Raw genomic sequence first — 12,548 nt, 5'->3', positions numbered from 1 at the left:
AATATAGTTAGAAGAAAGCGAGGAGAAAATTGTTTCTCCTCGCTTTTATATTCCCACAGTTTCTTATTTCAATAAATCCAATGTATGTATAAGTAACCCTCTGTCCCCTACTTCCCCATGACCAGGCACTACTGAATTTATTTTTATATTTCCATATCGTTTCAGCACATTCTCAATCGATGTAGACCATTCATTTACATAAGCATCAGCAACGTTTCCTAAATCTTTAGCTTCCGCAGATTTTACTAAACAGCCTCCCGCTAAAATGTTGTATTGCGGTAACCATACGACGATATTATCTTCTGTATGTCCTTTCCCTGGATAGAACGTTTCTACTTTCATATTTCCAAACTTCAAATTCGTAATCGTTTGTAAGTCTCCAATTGGTTCTTCATATCCATTTTTCTTTGCTAGTTCCGCAGTTAATGCTGTACTATGCGCTTTAATGCCTCTTTCTTTCAACGTTTTCATTCCGCCAATTCGATCAGCATGCGCATGTGTAATAATGACATCCGTTACGCGCTTCTTAAATTTCTTTTCTACCATCTCTATTAATTCCTTCATTAACTTATCATCCCAAGAAGAATCGACAAGTACTAACCCTTTAGAAGTAGTAAGAACTAGACCGTTCGAAGGAACTGCTACTCCATTAAAATAACCTAGCTCAGTATGAACCCATACATTTTTGTTTAACTGAGAAAGTGAAATAGTTCGGTCTCATTCTTTATTACTTTTTGCTCTAGCTTTTGTTCCGCTTTCACAGAAGAAATTGTGCTAACAAATTGAATTGTTCCTAGTAAACTAACACATACCCCTACTTTTAATAATGTATTCTTTTTCATTTTCTCCACCCTTTCTTTCAAACTAAATAGTTATTACCTATATTAGACAATTCACCTTAACAGTTTGTTCCATTTTTCTTACATATTTTTCATACAATTAATAAAAAGCGTACAAAATTTTGTACGCTTTTTAAATTTCCTTTTACCATTCACGTTTTTTATTAATTATCATTTTTTCTTCGAATGCCTTCTCTAAATCAATTTCTAACTTGTTTGCTAAATCACATACATTCCAAATTACATCAAACATTTCTAAACCAATCTCTCTTTTCGAATCTTGTATTTTATCACGCTTTAATATAACTTCCACTAATTCACCTAATTCCGCCATCGCATACATCGTACGCTCTTCAATTGTTATATCTTGAAATCCTTTTTCTTTACTGAAATTTAATACATATCTCTGGAATTCCACAATATTCATACTTAATCTCCCTTCATCACAAATACTCCGTTTTTCTATTACATCTAAAATCAAAAATGTATTTTGTTAAATTATAACATTCATACTATAATTTATTTATAACCCTTTAACGGAGGTGTTTTCAATGACTCTCTTCGCTTCCCCATCATTATTCATACTAGCAATCATTTCATTTGCACTAGCTTATTTCATCGGAGTAAAACAATACACTTGGCTCTTATCAGGTTTCAATGAACGCCGTGTGTCAGATAAAGTTAAGTTATCGAAGATAGTTGGTCTTTATAATTTAACCGCTGGTGTTATCGCCACAATTGGTAGTGCCTTCACTACCCCTAATGCAAAAATCGTATTTCCTATCATTATAATTGGCCACGTTATAATAGCTGCTTATGTAAATACACGTATGGTGCAGTGAAAAAAGATCACCCAAATGGATGATCTTTTTTATAATTTATCAACATATTGCTTCGCTTCTAGTAAGGAAAACCCAAAAGCCTCTCTTACTCTCTTAACTGCCGTAACTGTTTTTCCTTCTTCCATAAGCTGCCGCAACTCTTTATTAATTTCGGGTTCTCTATCTATAATTCCCATTTCTTTCGTAATTAGCTGTAATCTATCTTCCATCCGCTTTAAACGCGCATCCGTTTTCTTTTCGATTTTATTTAATTTTTCAACGATATAAATAAACCCAAAGACCGCTATCGGTATGATCATCCAAAATTCCATGACTATTCCTCCTCACTAGCTTTCATATGTTTTATTTAAGTGAATTATGTAATTTTTACCACAGGACACATTTAATGTATAATAGTAATATACAACACTGTTGATAAAACCTTTTATTTTAAGGGGGACACTTTATGAAAAGATTTTTTAAGACGTTACTACAATTTGTAGTTCTTTCAATTGCACTACATTTATTATTTGATATCGTTGGCTGGCTTATTTTCAATGCGCCAATTAAAAACAAACAAAGTATTATTTCCTTACTAACAGCCTCATGGTTAATGTACATGTACCGAGATAAATTTTTTAAAGCATTCACTCCGAATTAACTAAAAAAAACTTCATCAATAAACGATGAAGTTTTTTCTTTTTCTCTCATTCTCTCTATTAACTACTGTATAATAGAACTAACATTCTGTCTTTCCAAAGAAGGGAGCCACTATGAACTTAAAAAGTAACAATATATACGAGAAAATGAACCTATATTCTGTTGCAGGTTTAAGTCTTGCCGTTATACGTGACGGCAAACTAGACGAAGCAACTGCTTTCGGAACACTTGAATCTGGAACAACTAGAACTGTAACTACGAATTCTATATTCAATTCTTGTTCTATTAGTAAATTCATCACTACAATACTCGTACTAACGTTATCAAATCAAGAAATCGTGCATTTAGATGAAGACGTAAATGATAGACTCACGTCTTGGAACATACCTACCAATCTATTTACCTCACAGAACAAAGTCACGTTGCGAAATTTATTAAGTCACCAATCTGGAATTATTGACCCTCCTAATAGTTTTGAACACTATACATTTGCACAAGAGCGACCAAACATGTCTGAACTCCTTACCGGTAAAACATCATATTGTCCAGTACCGATAGAAGTGACTTATAAACCAGAAAGCGAATTTCACTACTCTGATGCAAACTTTTGTATTATCGAACTACTACTTGAAGATATAACTGGAAAACCATTCAACCTTTTACTCGAAGAATATATCTTTCAGCCACTCCAGCTGAAGAATAGTACGGTATTCTCTACTGAAGATATAAATAAATTAGACACATTCTCTTGTGGACATAATAAAGATGCCACCGTTACAAATGAGAAGTATCCATTTTATCAATTCGCAGCTGCTTCAGGTATTTGGACAACACCAACAGACTTATCAACTTTAGTAATTGAACTCATTCATTCTTTACAAGGAAAGAGCGAACTAAAACTTTCTCAAAAAACAGTACAAGACATGATTTCTCCTCAAGGTTGCTCAAAATGGACTGGACTAGGTGTTTTTCTAGATGATTTTAATAAAGACTTACAAATTTTTTCACTTGGATGGGGCGTTGGATTTCAATGTATGATGGTATGCTATCCCTACCGAGGTAATGGTGCTGTTATTATGACGAACGCTGACTTAGGTGTTCATCAAATGGAAGGGATTATTGGCGAGGTTTTAAAAACATTATCCTTATAATGAAAAGAAAGAAGCTGTTCCTTCCAGCTTCTTTCTTTATATAACATTTTTCGCAACAATTTTTATATGTTCTGGTGCGATAATCTCCGTTATACTTTCTTGGAAATCTTCATGCAACAGTTCTTCAATATGTTCTAGCTGCACTTCGACATGTGTGCATTCTAAATTATGTATGTTTAATAATGCATAATGATCTTTTTTCTTAATTACTAAATATTGATTTTCTTCTGTTACGAGTATCGATCCTAATCGTACTCCTAATAAGCGTTGATCATCAAACTTCATAATTACTTCTCCTTCCCTCACATAAATGAAACAAAAATGAGAATAATTACATTTATGGATAATACTCTTTTTTAGACTATATCATAATTTACTAAAATATAAATATCATTTTTCCTTTTAATAAAAATTCCTATTCTTTCATATATTTCGATACAAAAAACTTTCTCAATATAAAATTAGAATTTTCAGTTTTTATTCTTATGAAAATCTATTATAATAAAGTTAATAAATGTTTGACCTCTCCTAATTCATGTACATATGGATGATCAGTAGTTGTTGCTACTGATCTATTTTTTTGATTTCAGAAAGCAAATACGCTGCATCCTTTCTTACACCACAAATAAGTGCAGACCCCCTTTGAGATTGCCATGGCAATCCGATATAATATAATCCTCTTACTGGACTCATTCCCTTTAGATGATTAGGAAATCCATTCTCATTCACTGCCTTTTCTATCTCAATCCATTTATAGTTCTGGTTAAAACCAGTTGACCATACAATACTTTCCCCACTATACGTGCCACCATTTTGAAACATAATGCTATTTTCTGCTGCACTAACCACTTTTTCCTCTAGTTTAATTGCTCCATTACGAATAAGTTCCTTACCTTCAAAACCGAAAACGGGATCCTTTCTCTTCTGAAACCATTTTCCCCTCTTGGTATTTACTTCAGCATACAATAAACCTAATTTTTCTAACCAATTAAAAATGCTTTTTCTAAAAAGATGTAACGGTAAAAATGTTAATGGATGACCGATAGATATTGTTACTTCATGAGTTTTTGCAAGTTCTACTGCGATTTGCATTCCTGAATTCCCGCCACCTACTACTAGGACTTTCCCCTTAGGAATTTGTGATGGTGATTTATATTGTGATGAATGTATTTGAAAAAAATGCGATGAAAGATGTTGTGAAAATGAGGGGATGAATGGTTGCTGAAAACCACCTGTTGCGGTAACAACCTTTTTTGATTGTAAAGTTTCTGTAGGAGTATGTAATTCGAATATATCTTTTTCTTTCTTTATTTTTAAAACTTCGGTTTGCAATTGGACCGGTAATTTAAAGTGCCTTGCATATTCTTCTAAATACGTTGCCATTTCATCTTTACATGGAAATCCATTTCCTTCTCCCTCTAATATCATACCTGGTAAACTACTATATTCCCTCGGTGTAAAGAGTTGTAAAGAATCATATCGGTTTCTCCATGAATCACCAATTCGGTTCCCTGCCTCAAGTAATAAAAAATTATACCCTTCTTGCTTCAAGTAATATCCTATTGTTAATCCAGCTTGACCAGCTCCAATAATAATTAGGTCTTTCATTCTAATCCCTCCTCCTCTTATATATGAATACATGTTCATATATTCATGTGTTTCCATAACCATAACATTTTATTTTTATATAATCCAACATCTACATAAAATAAAAAGAGGAGCTTACTATAACTCCTCTTCATTCTACCTTTCCAGTCTTTAGCGCTTGTGCCCAGTCATGCCTTTCCTGTTGAACAGCTAACCCAGCTGCTTCTTCCCAATTATAAGGAACTGAAATTTGTTCAATTATCCATTCTCCCAAATTTTTTTCTATCACTACATATTTTGCGTGCGGAGTTCCTGACTCCATTTTATGCAAAACGGGTAATTCATCTTTGTATGCAGGAAGTCCTACACTCCCTGGATTTATAATGATTTTTCCGTTCGCTAAATAAACAACTCTAGGAATATGCGTATGACCACATACTATTATTTTTTGTTCTATATTTTGGAGTTGATCCATTATATTTTTTTCACTCTTTAATACTGCACCATTCTCATCCATCTCTTCTAATAAATACCCCTCATCTGAAGTTGGCGTACCATGACAAAATAAAATATCGTCTACAATAAATTGGGAATGATGTTGTTTTAACCAATCTATATGATTTTTTGTTAATTGATTTTAGACAAAAGTTAGTGTGGCAGACTGCTCTTGTATAGGTTCCCAAAGCATGCGATCACAATTACCCTTAATATGTATCATCATCTCGTTATTCATTAATATTTCAATTGTCCCTAAAGGATCTAACGGCCCATACACACTATCCCCTAAATTGATTATCATTTCGGCCTTGCGACGTTCAATATCTTTTAATACTGCTTTTAATGCGTGACTGTTCCCATGAATATCTGAAATTATAGCTATTTCCATCTAAATCCCCACTTTAATATATTATTTATATACGTCCGCCGCCAATTCCCTCAAAACATCCACGTTTACTACTTCAAAGCATCCATTGTTTTTCTGTATTACCCCTTTATCACAAAAGATATTTAATGTTCGTAATAAATGTCGATAACTTGTTCCTAACAATTCAGCTATTTCCGTTAAATTCCCACTAAACACAATTCTATTTCCGTGCTGAGCAGCTCGTTCCCCTGCTGCTAACATATAACTCGCAAGTCTATTTTCAAGTGGATATAGTAAATTAATTGTACTATTTTTTGAAAGCCGATTTAACTTATGTGCTAACGATCCACAAATACATCGTAGAAATTTCGCATCATGAAATAGTTGATTTCTCACTTTTCCTAAAGGTAAACCAACACAATATGAATCTGCCATCACTTGTACGTTTGAAGCAGTCTTTTGAGAATGAATTAACTCCACATCTCCTAACAGCTGCAAGCTATCATAAAAGCATAATAATACAGACTTCCCGTTACTTAATGTATTAAACGCTTTCGCTTTTCCTTCAACAAAGAAATATAAATAATCTATCTCTTCATTTTCTCTACAAATAAACTCATTCTTTTTAAAAAATATAAGTTCCATATACGGTTTCATATCACTACTAAAAAATGAATCGATATTATTTTGTTTCATATACTCTGCTAATTTATTAGAATTACATACTTTCTTCATAGTTCCCCCGCCTTTACAACTATCCCCATTGTAATTAAAATTTTCATCTTCCACTATGACATATGTCATAGTAATAGACAATTTCAGCATGATACAGTCATTACAAATATGAAATATAAAGGGGATATTACATTGTATAACTTTTTTTCTGTCTTTATTGGCGTGCTTATCGCCATTATGCTTCCTTTGAACGGAATTTTATCTGAGTTAATTGGCAAGTATACAGCAAGCGTTATCATTCACCTTGTCGGTCTAATTGCAGTTATTTTCGTTTTAATCATAAACAAAAATAAAATCCATTTTGATAAAGGTATTCCGCTTTTTTTATATAGCGCTGGAGCGATTGGGGTATTCACTGTTCTTTTTAACAACATAAGTTTCTCCGCCCTTGGTGCCTCTATTACGATTGCATTAAGTTTACTCGGTCAATCCATTGCTGCAATTGTTATTGATCACTTCGGCTTATTAGGAATGAAAGTTGCAAAGTTTGAAAAGAAAAAACTAATTGGATTATTATTCATCTCTTCTGGGATTATAGTCATGACAATTTATTAATGGGGGTAAGAAAATGTTATATATTACTATCGCTATTTTAGCTGGTGTTTCTATCGTTGTTGCTAGAATTATTAACGCGAATTTAGCAGCGAAGATTGGAAATTGGGAAGGCACGTTTTTTAATTATATTACGGGATTATTTTTCTCTATGTTATTTTTAATTTTCAGTTCAGATGTAATGTACATCCCTAGTCATACGTTACAATCTATTCCTATCGCTGTTTACTTAGGCGGATTAGTAGGCGTTATCGTTATTTCATTATCAAACTATATTACTCCTAAAATATCGGCATTTTATTTAACGTTGCTCATCTTTATCGGACAATTATTTGCGGGGACTATCATTGATTTCTTCCTGTCAAACGAACTCTCTATAGGAAAAGTTGTCGGTGGGATTTTCGTATTAATTGGGCTTACTTACAATTTACTCGTTGATCGCCCTATTAAAACTGTGCATAATAAACACGTTCAACTATAATACTTTGCGCTTACCTATCATATATTAATAGAAAAGCTCTTCACACGAAGTAATAGAGAGGAGAATACCCTATTAAGAAAATCATTTTATTGATAGGTAGCGCATTGATTATTTTTGGAACCGTATGGTTTTTAAACTCTGGAAAATCTATTCAAGATCTCTATACAGTAAGTAAACCAAAGAAGAAAGCTACTATTATTTCAACTCAAAGAGACCCAGATGCACCTCCTGTTTTTTTAGGGAAACAGGAAATAAAAGATATACATGTAGAGTCAATTAAAACAAAAAAGGATATCTTTCTCACAAAAACAGATGAGTTGAAAACATTCATTAACAGTATGGACACAGCAAAAAAAGGCGATTTAACATTAGATGAAGAAGGTTCTGATTTAGTAGATTGTAACATGTGGATTACTTTCCAAGATGGGACTTATAAACAATATTTACTTTGGATAGTAGATAACAACAGTAGTGAAATTATGATTGCCCATCAAAACAATCCTGATGACGTAGATCTTACTTATTATCAATTAAATGAAGGCAATTCAAAAAAAGTATATAATTTATTTAAAAAAATTATATAAAAAAGAAAGTCATGGGCACATTAGCTCATGACTTTCTCTTTTATGTATATTCAGGGAACACTTTACAGCTCTTTTCCTGCTCTATATCATGTCCAAAGAAAACAATTGGGTTCTCTTTCCTAACAACTTCTTTTAAACGTTTAATTGAAGATAAAGCTAATTCTGGATCAAATCCTGCGAACGGCACTTCATCTTCAAAATTTTCTTTCGTATACGATGCATCGATCGTCAATAACACTGGGCCAGAGTTCTCTGTCTCAATGAATAGTGACTGATGCCCCGGAGTATGTCCTGGTGTATACAATAATTGAACTCCTGGTACGACTTCATAATCACCTTCAATGATCTTGTATTTCAAATTCGGCAATATACACTCTTTCATATATTCTTCACTATGTTGTGCCGCCTCATATTCAGCACACTGCACAATAATCGGTGTATTTGTAAAAGCGCCATTTCCTCCTGCATGATCAAAATGCAAGTGAGAACTAATAATATATAGAAGGTCTTCTGGCTCATACCCTGCACGCTTTAAAATATTTACAATTCTATCTTCTTCATTCATTTTCGGTAAAATCTGCCCCTCAACAAATGTACCGTTAAAAAGGCCTTCATTATTAACCGCACTTTCTGGCATACCTGTATCTACTAAAATAAGTCCTTCTTCAGTCTCCAAAAGATAACACCAAACCGGTAAGTCTAATAATTTTCCTGGTGTTAATGTACTGTTAACAGACGAATGATCCAACATACAACGACCTGCTGGGATGAAGTAAAGCTTCTTTACTGTCATTATGTATCCACCTTTACATTTAGTTTTAGGTAAAGTGCACAGTAAAAAATTCCTCCTGTTAGAAATAAACTCCTTCTCTTTTTTCATTGTTTCAACTATTATTTTTGATTCATTCACAAATTCTCCTTACATCGTTAATTACTATTCGTTACCCTCCTAAAAATCGAGAGTAATAAAACAACTGTTTGTATTCTGAAATAAAGTTCGAAGTAAGAAAGCACTTTAAGCAATACAGAAACAAACGCTAATATACGAATGGAAAGGATACACACTTAAACGAATGTTACATATAAAATAACCGACTACCTACATGTTGAGAAAAGGAGTCGGTTATTTTTCTTATTTATTATTGCTCTTTATGTGTGGCGAGCTGAGTTTATAAAAGATAATATGCTATTGTTTTTTTACTGTAATATTTCCGTTATGTGTGTTTAATTTAATTACATTTTCTCCCTTTCCAATAACCGTATTCCCGTTATATTTATCCAGGATATTCGCGTTGCCATTGTCGACAGAAACATTAAATTGCACATTAGTTGGTTCTTTTTCGGTTTCAATATTAATTTTTCCATTGTGAGCCGTAAAATTGAGATTTCGATCCAGTTCATTCGTTTTCAGAGTAAGACTTCCATTTTTAGTTTGCCCCTCTATTTCACCTTCAACATGGTCTAGCATTATTCGTCCGTTGCTCGATTTCACATGAATATTTTGTGCCAATATATCTTTGAAATCCATAATTCCATTGTTTGTTTCCGCGATAATTTTTGGCGAATTGATTTCTCTTAATTCAACACGTCCATTGTTTGTATTTGCATTCAAATGCGTTGTGTTTAATTTTTTTATAGAAACGAAACCATTACTATTAGAAACTTTTAATGAATCATATTGTTTTTCGGGTAGATACACATTTAATGTTAATGGCGCCAATACTTCAGAAATATTAAAATTGAACCAGCTCTGTTGTTTTTCTTTGTAAGAAATAAGAAGCGTCGAATCTTTCTCATCCGTAGCTAATGTTCTTTTTATGTTAGGATTAACTTCGCCATCTAATTTTACTTTAATGTTACTATCTGTTGTAGGATTGATGTTAACACGAACGTTATTCGTATCGATAATGACGCTTGACAAATTATTATTAATGACCTTTTCTTCTGAAATTGGTACTGCAGCAATTGAACGATAAGTGAATAAACTTCCGATAATACCAATAATGAAAATAATACCTGCAATAATTGAAAGACTTTTTTTATTTATCATGCTTCAAACCACCTTTTACTAGTGCTATATTGAACTTTAAATAACGAACAAATCCAATCTTTGCCAGCTTCGTCAAAAATAACATAGCAATAACAATGAAATATCCAAGTCCACAAAGTGCTAAACAAACGAAAAGATTAAATAACAAGAATGTATTTGGATGTATAATAGTATCAACTAAAGCAAGTAATGGTGCACCTAAAAATGAGATACCTAGAACCCATCCTGAAAAAATCAATGCCGCTATTGTAATTGCAGGTCCAAGTACGATTAACAAATTGAAAAAACCTAATCCAATTACTGCCCAAATTGCCCGAAAAACATTTCCTGTTGTTGCACTTGTTGTTACTTTCTCAATATGATAATCTGCTAATAACTCTTTGGCGATTTGAACTGGAGAACCTAATGAAGCTACAATTTCTTCTTCACTTTTCCCTTCCTCTAATCCGAAAGTAAAATGTTCTTCATAATCTTTTAAAATATCTGCACGCTCTTTTTCAGATAATCTTTTTAGAGATGCATTTAATTGTTGTAAAAATTTATTTTTCGTCATTACGTACACCTTCTTTTATTAATTGATTGACACCTTGTGAGAACTCATTCCATTCCTCCAAAAGTTGGTACAAATACGTTCTACCTTTATCCGTCAGTGTATAATACTTCCTTGAAGGCCCTTCTGAAGACTCCTGTAAATACGTTGTAAAATATTCTTCTTTAGTTAATCTACGAAGTAGAGGATAAACAGACCCTTCTGATATTTCAATTTGATTGGAAATACTTCGAACTAATTCATACCCATAACGGTCTTGCTGATCAAGTAAGACAAGAACACAAAGTTCTAAAACTCCTTTTTTAAATTGTACATTCAATATTCATTCACCCTATTCTAATTGACATCTACTACTATTTATTATTTAGTACTGTTTTATAATAAGTAACTACAAGTATAATATAACACTCGGTATTGTTCATTGCAAGGTACACTGGAAAAATAAGTATACCTTTCATCCGACGCTTATAAAATCAAAACGATGGCTGGTCCTCTCCAGTTACAAAGTACTAAATGCGGCTGAAACAGGCCTTTTAGAAAATGGAAAGGACTCAACTTTTTACATAATGACACTTTACCTACTATAATAAAAGAGAAAAACTCTTACTTTAATGGAGGGAATAGAAATGAAAGCAATTGGTTTACATGAATACTTACCTATTGAAGAAGAAAACAGTTTAATTGATATTGAAGTTGAAAGACCTGTTGCCACAGGAAGAGATATACTTGTAAAAATTAACGCTATTTCCGTTAATCCAGTTGATACAAAAGTTCGATCTCCGAAAGATAAAAAAGAAGATATAGCAAAAATACTCGGCTGGGATGCTAGTGGTGTTGTCGTGCAAACTGGCGATGGTTGTACGTTATTTAAAGAAGGCGATGAAGTGTTTTACGCTGGAAGCATTACAAGGCAAGGTACATACAGTGAATACCATCTAGTTGATGAAAGAATCGTTGGTAAAAAACCAAAAACGTTAAGTGATGCTGAATCTGCAGCAATTCCTTTAACAGCTATTACAGCATGGGAAGGTTTATTTGAGCGTTTAGGAATTGATTATAATAAGAAAGATACAAATACATTCAAAAACATTTTAATTATTGGCGGAGCTGGTGGTGTTGGCTCGATTGCTATTCAATTAGCAAAATGGGCTGGACTGAATGTAATCACAACTGCATCCCGCAATGAAACGATACACTGGGTCGAAAAATTCGGTGCCGATTATATCGTTAACCATCACCAACCTTTAAAAGATCAAATATTAGAGTTTGGGCTAAAAGATGTAGATTATATTTTCTGCTTAAACAATACAGATCAACATTGGCAAGCAATATGTGACCTCATTAAACCACAAGGAAAAATTTGCTCTATCGTAGAAAATGAACACCCTCTTGAAATGGGGATTTTGAAAAGTAAAAGTGCTACATTCGTTTGGGAGTTTATGTTCACAAAAGCGATGTATGAAACTGGTGATATGATTACGCAGCACGAACTATTAAATAAAGTGAGTGAGCTATTAGATGAAGGTATCCTTCATACAACTTTAAACGACACGTTAACACCAATAAATGCAGAAAACCTTAAAAAAGCACATGCATTGCTTGAGAGTGGACGTACAATTGGAAAAATTGTATTAGAAAAGTTTTAATAAAAAAGGCCGATTTCTAAATATGAA

16 protein-coding genes and 2 pseudogenes are annotated in these 12,548 nt (G+C 33.0%); 7 read left to right on the top strand and 11 right to left on the bottom strand.

Going from position 1 to position 12,548, the window contains the following annotated elements; genetic code table 11:
- Positions 1-63 precede the first annotated feature (63 nt).
- A pseudogene (gene bla2, locus SJY24_RS13420) lies at positions 64-842 on the bottom strand (BcII family subclass B1 metallo-beta-lactamase).
- A gap of 142 nt (positions 843-984) precedes the next feature.
- Positions 985-1,266: a MazG nucleotide pyrophosphohydrolase domain-containing protein gene (locus SJY24_RS13415; RefSeq protein ID WP_377864963.1), complete on the bottom strand. Its 282-nt coding sequence runs from the start codon at positions 1,264-1,266 to the stop codon at positions 985-987.
- 124 nt (positions 1,267-1,390) lie between these two features.
- On the opposite strand from SJY24_RS13415, the gene SJY24_RS13410 reads away from it, so the two are divergent.
- Complete coding sequence (locus SJY24_RS13410) at positions 1,391-1,681, top strand: DUF3784 domain-containing protein (protein WP_377864962.1); 291 nt, start codon at positions 1,391-1,393, stop codon at positions 1,679-1,681.
- 29 nt (positions 1,682-1,710) lie between these two features.
- Here the strand turns inward: SJY24_RS13410 and SJY24_RS13405 are convergent, their stop codons facing one another.
- On the bottom strand, positions 1,711-1,992 hold the full coding sequence (locus SJY24_RS13405; protein ID WP_000397708.1) for a hypothetical protein: 282 nt from the start codon (positions 1,990-1,992) through the stop codon (positions 1,711-1,713).
- 134 nt (positions 1,993-2,126) lie between these two features.
- Between SJY24_RS13405 and SJY24_RS13400 the strand changes: the two genes are divergently transcribed.
- Positions 2,127-2,321 carry a hypothetical protein gene (locus SJY24_RS13400; RefSeq protein ID WP_377864961.1) on the top strand — a complete coding sequence of 65 codons (195 nt, stop codon included), beginning with the start codon at positions 2,127-2,129 and terminating at the stop codon, positions 2,319-2,321.
- Between the two features lie 112 nt (positions 2,322-2,433).
- The gene (locus SJY24_RS13395) at positions 2,434-3,471 is read left to right on the top strand and encodes a serine hydrolase domain-containing protein (RefSeq protein WP_377864960.1); all 1,038 of its coding nucleotides are present in this window, start codon (positions 2,434-2,436) and stop codon (positions 3,469-3,471) included.
- Positions 3,472-3,507: 36 nt separating this feature from the next.
- On the opposite strand, the gene SJY24_RS13390 is transcribed toward SJY24_RS13395, so the two are convergent.
- The 4 genes and pseudogenes from SJY24_RS13390 to yeiL form a co-directional block, all read right to left on the bottom strand.
- Positions 3,508-3,756, bottom strand: a complete 249-nt coding sequence (locus SJY24_RS13390) for a hypothetical protein (RefSeq protein ID WP_000666936.1) — start codon at positions 3,754-3,756, stop codon at positions 3,508-3,510.
- A 279-nt stretch (positions 3,757-4,035) separates the two neighbouring features.
- Positions 4,036-5,079 carry a flavin-containing monooxygenase gene (locus SJY24_RS13385; protein ID WP_377864959.1) on the bottom strand — a complete coding sequence of 348 codons (1,044 nt, stop codon included), beginning with the start codon at positions 5,077-5,079 and terminating at the stop codon, positions 4,036-4,038.
- 130 nt (positions 5,080-5,209) lie between these two features.
- A pseudogene (locus SJY24_RS13380) lies at positions 5,210-5,944 on the bottom strand (metallophosphoesterase family protein).
- Positions 5,945-5,965: 21 nt separating this feature from the next.
- Positions 5,966-6,658 (bottom strand): transcriptional regulator YeiL, encoded by a 693-nt coding sequence (gene yeiL / locus SJY24_RS13375; RefSeq protein ID WP_377864958.1) that lies wholly within the window; start codon positions 6,656-6,658, stop codon positions 5,966-5,968.
- Between the two features lie 108 nt (positions 6,659-6,766).
- Between yeiL and SJY24_RS13370 the strand changes: the two genes are divergently transcribed.
- From SJY24_RS13370 to SJY24_RS13360, 3 genes are all read left to right on the top strand, one after another.
- Positions 6,767-7,213: a DMT family transporter gene (locus SJY24_RS13370; RefSeq protein ID WP_377864957.1), complete on the top strand. Its 447-nt coding sequence runs from the start codon at positions 6,767-6,769 to the stop codon at positions 7,211-7,213.
- A gap of 13 nt (positions 7,214-7,226) precedes the next feature.
- Positions 7,227-7,691 (top strand): DMT family transporter, encoded by a 465-nt coding sequence (locus SJY24_RS13365; protein WP_377864956.1) that lies wholly within the window; start codon positions 7,227-7,229, stop codon positions 7,689-7,691.
- A 104-nt stretch (positions 7,692-7,795) separates the two neighbouring features.
- The gene (locus SJY24_RS13360; RefSeq protein ID WP_377864955.1) at positions 7,796-8,275 is read left to right on the top strand and encodes a hypothetical protein; all 480 of its coding nucleotides are present in this window, start codon (positions 7,796-7,798) and stop codon (positions 8,273-8,275) included.
- 40 nt (positions 8,276-8,315) lie between these two features.
- Here SJY24_RS13360 and aiiA read toward each other — a convergent pair whose 3' ends face one another.
- The 4 genes from aiiA to SJY24_RS13340 all read right to left on the bottom strand — a co-directional run bounded on the left by aiiA (position 8,316) and on the right by SJY24_RS13340 (position 11,194).
- Complete coding sequence (gene aiiA, locus SJY24_RS13355; protein ID WP_377864953.1) at positions 8,316-9,068, bottom strand: quorum-quenching N-acyl homoserine lactonase AiiA; 753 nt, start codon at positions 9,066-9,068, stop codon at positions 8,316-8,318.
- Positions 9,069-9,461: 393 nt separating this feature from the next.
- A complete protein-coding gene (locus SJY24_RS13350; RefSeq protein WP_377864952.1) occupies positions 9,462-10,325 on the bottom strand; it encodes a DUF4097 family beta strand repeat-containing protein in 864 nt (287 codons plus the stop codon).
- Positions 10,315-10,878 carry an HAAS signaling domain-containing protein gene (locus tag SJY24_RS13345; protein ID WP_377864951.1) on the bottom strand — a complete coding sequence of 188 codons (564 nt, stop codon included), beginning with the start codon at positions 10,876-10,878 and terminating at the stop codon, positions 10,315-10,317. The genes SJY24_RS13350 and SJY24_RS13345 overlap by 11 nt, the downstream gene beginning before the upstream one ends.
- Positions 10,865-11,194 (bottom strand): PadR family transcriptional regulator, encoded by a 330-nt coding sequence (locus SJY24_RS13340; protein ID WP_016100924.1) that lies wholly within the window; start codon positions 11,192-11,194, stop codon positions 10,865-10,867. Before SJY24_RS13340 ends, SJY24_RS13345 begins: the two co-directional genes overlap by 14 nt.
- Positions 11,195-11,501: 307 nt before the next feature.
- Here SJY24_RS13340 and SJY24_RS13335 point away from each other — a divergent pair, with 307 nt between their 5' ends.
- The gene (locus SJY24_RS13335; protein WP_097809863.1) at positions 11,502-12,521 is read left to right on the top strand and encodes a zinc-binding alcohol dehydrogenase family protein; all 1,020 of its coding nucleotides are present in this window, start codon (positions 11,502-11,504) and stop codon (positions 12,519-12,521) included.
- Positions 12,522-12,548 lie beyond the last annotated feature (27 nt).

The organism is Bacillus sp. R86525, from assembly GCF_042466195.1.
GTDB classification, from domain to species: domain Bacteria; phylum Bacillota; class Bacilli; order Bacillales; family Bacillaceae_G; genus Bacillus_A; species Bacillus_A nitratireducens.
Note: the sequence above shows the minus strand (reverse complement) of the source record. Positions and strands in the feature narration are given on the sequence as shown.

Excerpts from the sequence above, each read along its gene's own strand:
- SJY24_RS13410 (WP_377864962.1), top strand. The coding sequence starts at position 1,391 with ATGACTCTCTTCGCTTCCCCATCATTATTCATACTAGCAATCATTTCA.
- SJY24_RS13385 (WP_377864959.1), bottom strand. The coding sequence starts at position 5,079 with ATGAAAGACCTAATTATTATTGGAGCTGGTCAAGCTGGATTAACAATA.
- SJY24_RS13335 (WP_097809863.1), top strand. The coding sequence starts at position 11,502 with ATGAAAGCAATTGGTTTACATGAATACTTACCTATTGAAGAAGAAAAC.
- SJY24_RS13370 (WP_377864957.1), top strand. The coding sequence starts at position 6,767 with ATGAAATATAAAGGGGATATTACATTGTATAACTTTTTTTCTGTCTTT.
- SJY24_RS13415 (WP_377864963.1), bottom strand. The coding sequence starts at position 1,266 with ATGAATATTGTGGAATTCCAGAGATATGTATTAAATTTCAGTAAAGAA.
- yeiL (WP_377864958.1), bottom strand. The coding sequence starts at position 6,658 with ATGAAGAAAGTATGTAATTCTAATAAATTAGCAGAGTATATGAAACAA.
- SJY24_RS13345 (WP_377864951.1), bottom strand. The coding sequence starts at position 10,878 with ATGACGAAAAATAAATTTTTACAACAATTAAATGCATCTCTAAAAAGA.
- aiiA (WP_377864953.1), bottom strand. The coding sequence starts at position 9,068 with ATGACAGTAAAGAAGCTTTACTTCATCCCAGCAGGTCGTTGTATGTTG.
- SJY24_RS13405 (WP_000397708.1), bottom strand. The coding sequence starts at position 1,992 with ATGGAATTTTGGATGATCATACCGATAGCGGTCTTTGGGTTTATTTAT.
- SJY24_RS13350 (WP_377864952.1), bottom strand. The coding sequence starts at position 10,325 with ATGATAAATAAAAAAAGTCTTTCAATTATTGCAGGTATTATTTTCATT.
- SJY24_RS13395 (WP_377864960.1), top strand. The coding sequence starts at position 2,434 with ATGAACTTAAAAAGTAACAATATATACGAGAAAATGAACCTATATTCT.
- SJY24_RS13365 (WP_377864956.1), top strand. The coding sequence starts at position 7,227 with ATGTTATATATTACTATCGCTATTTTAGCTGGTGTTTCTATCGTTGTT.
- SJY24_RS13400 (WP_377864961.1), top strand. The coding sequence starts at position 2,127 with ATGAAAAGATTTTTTAAGACGTTACTACAATTTGTAGTTCTTTCAATT.
- SJY24_RS13390 (WP_000666936.1), bottom strand. The coding sequence starts at position 3,756 with ATGAAGTTTGATGATCAACGCTTATTAGGAGTACGATTAGGATCGATA.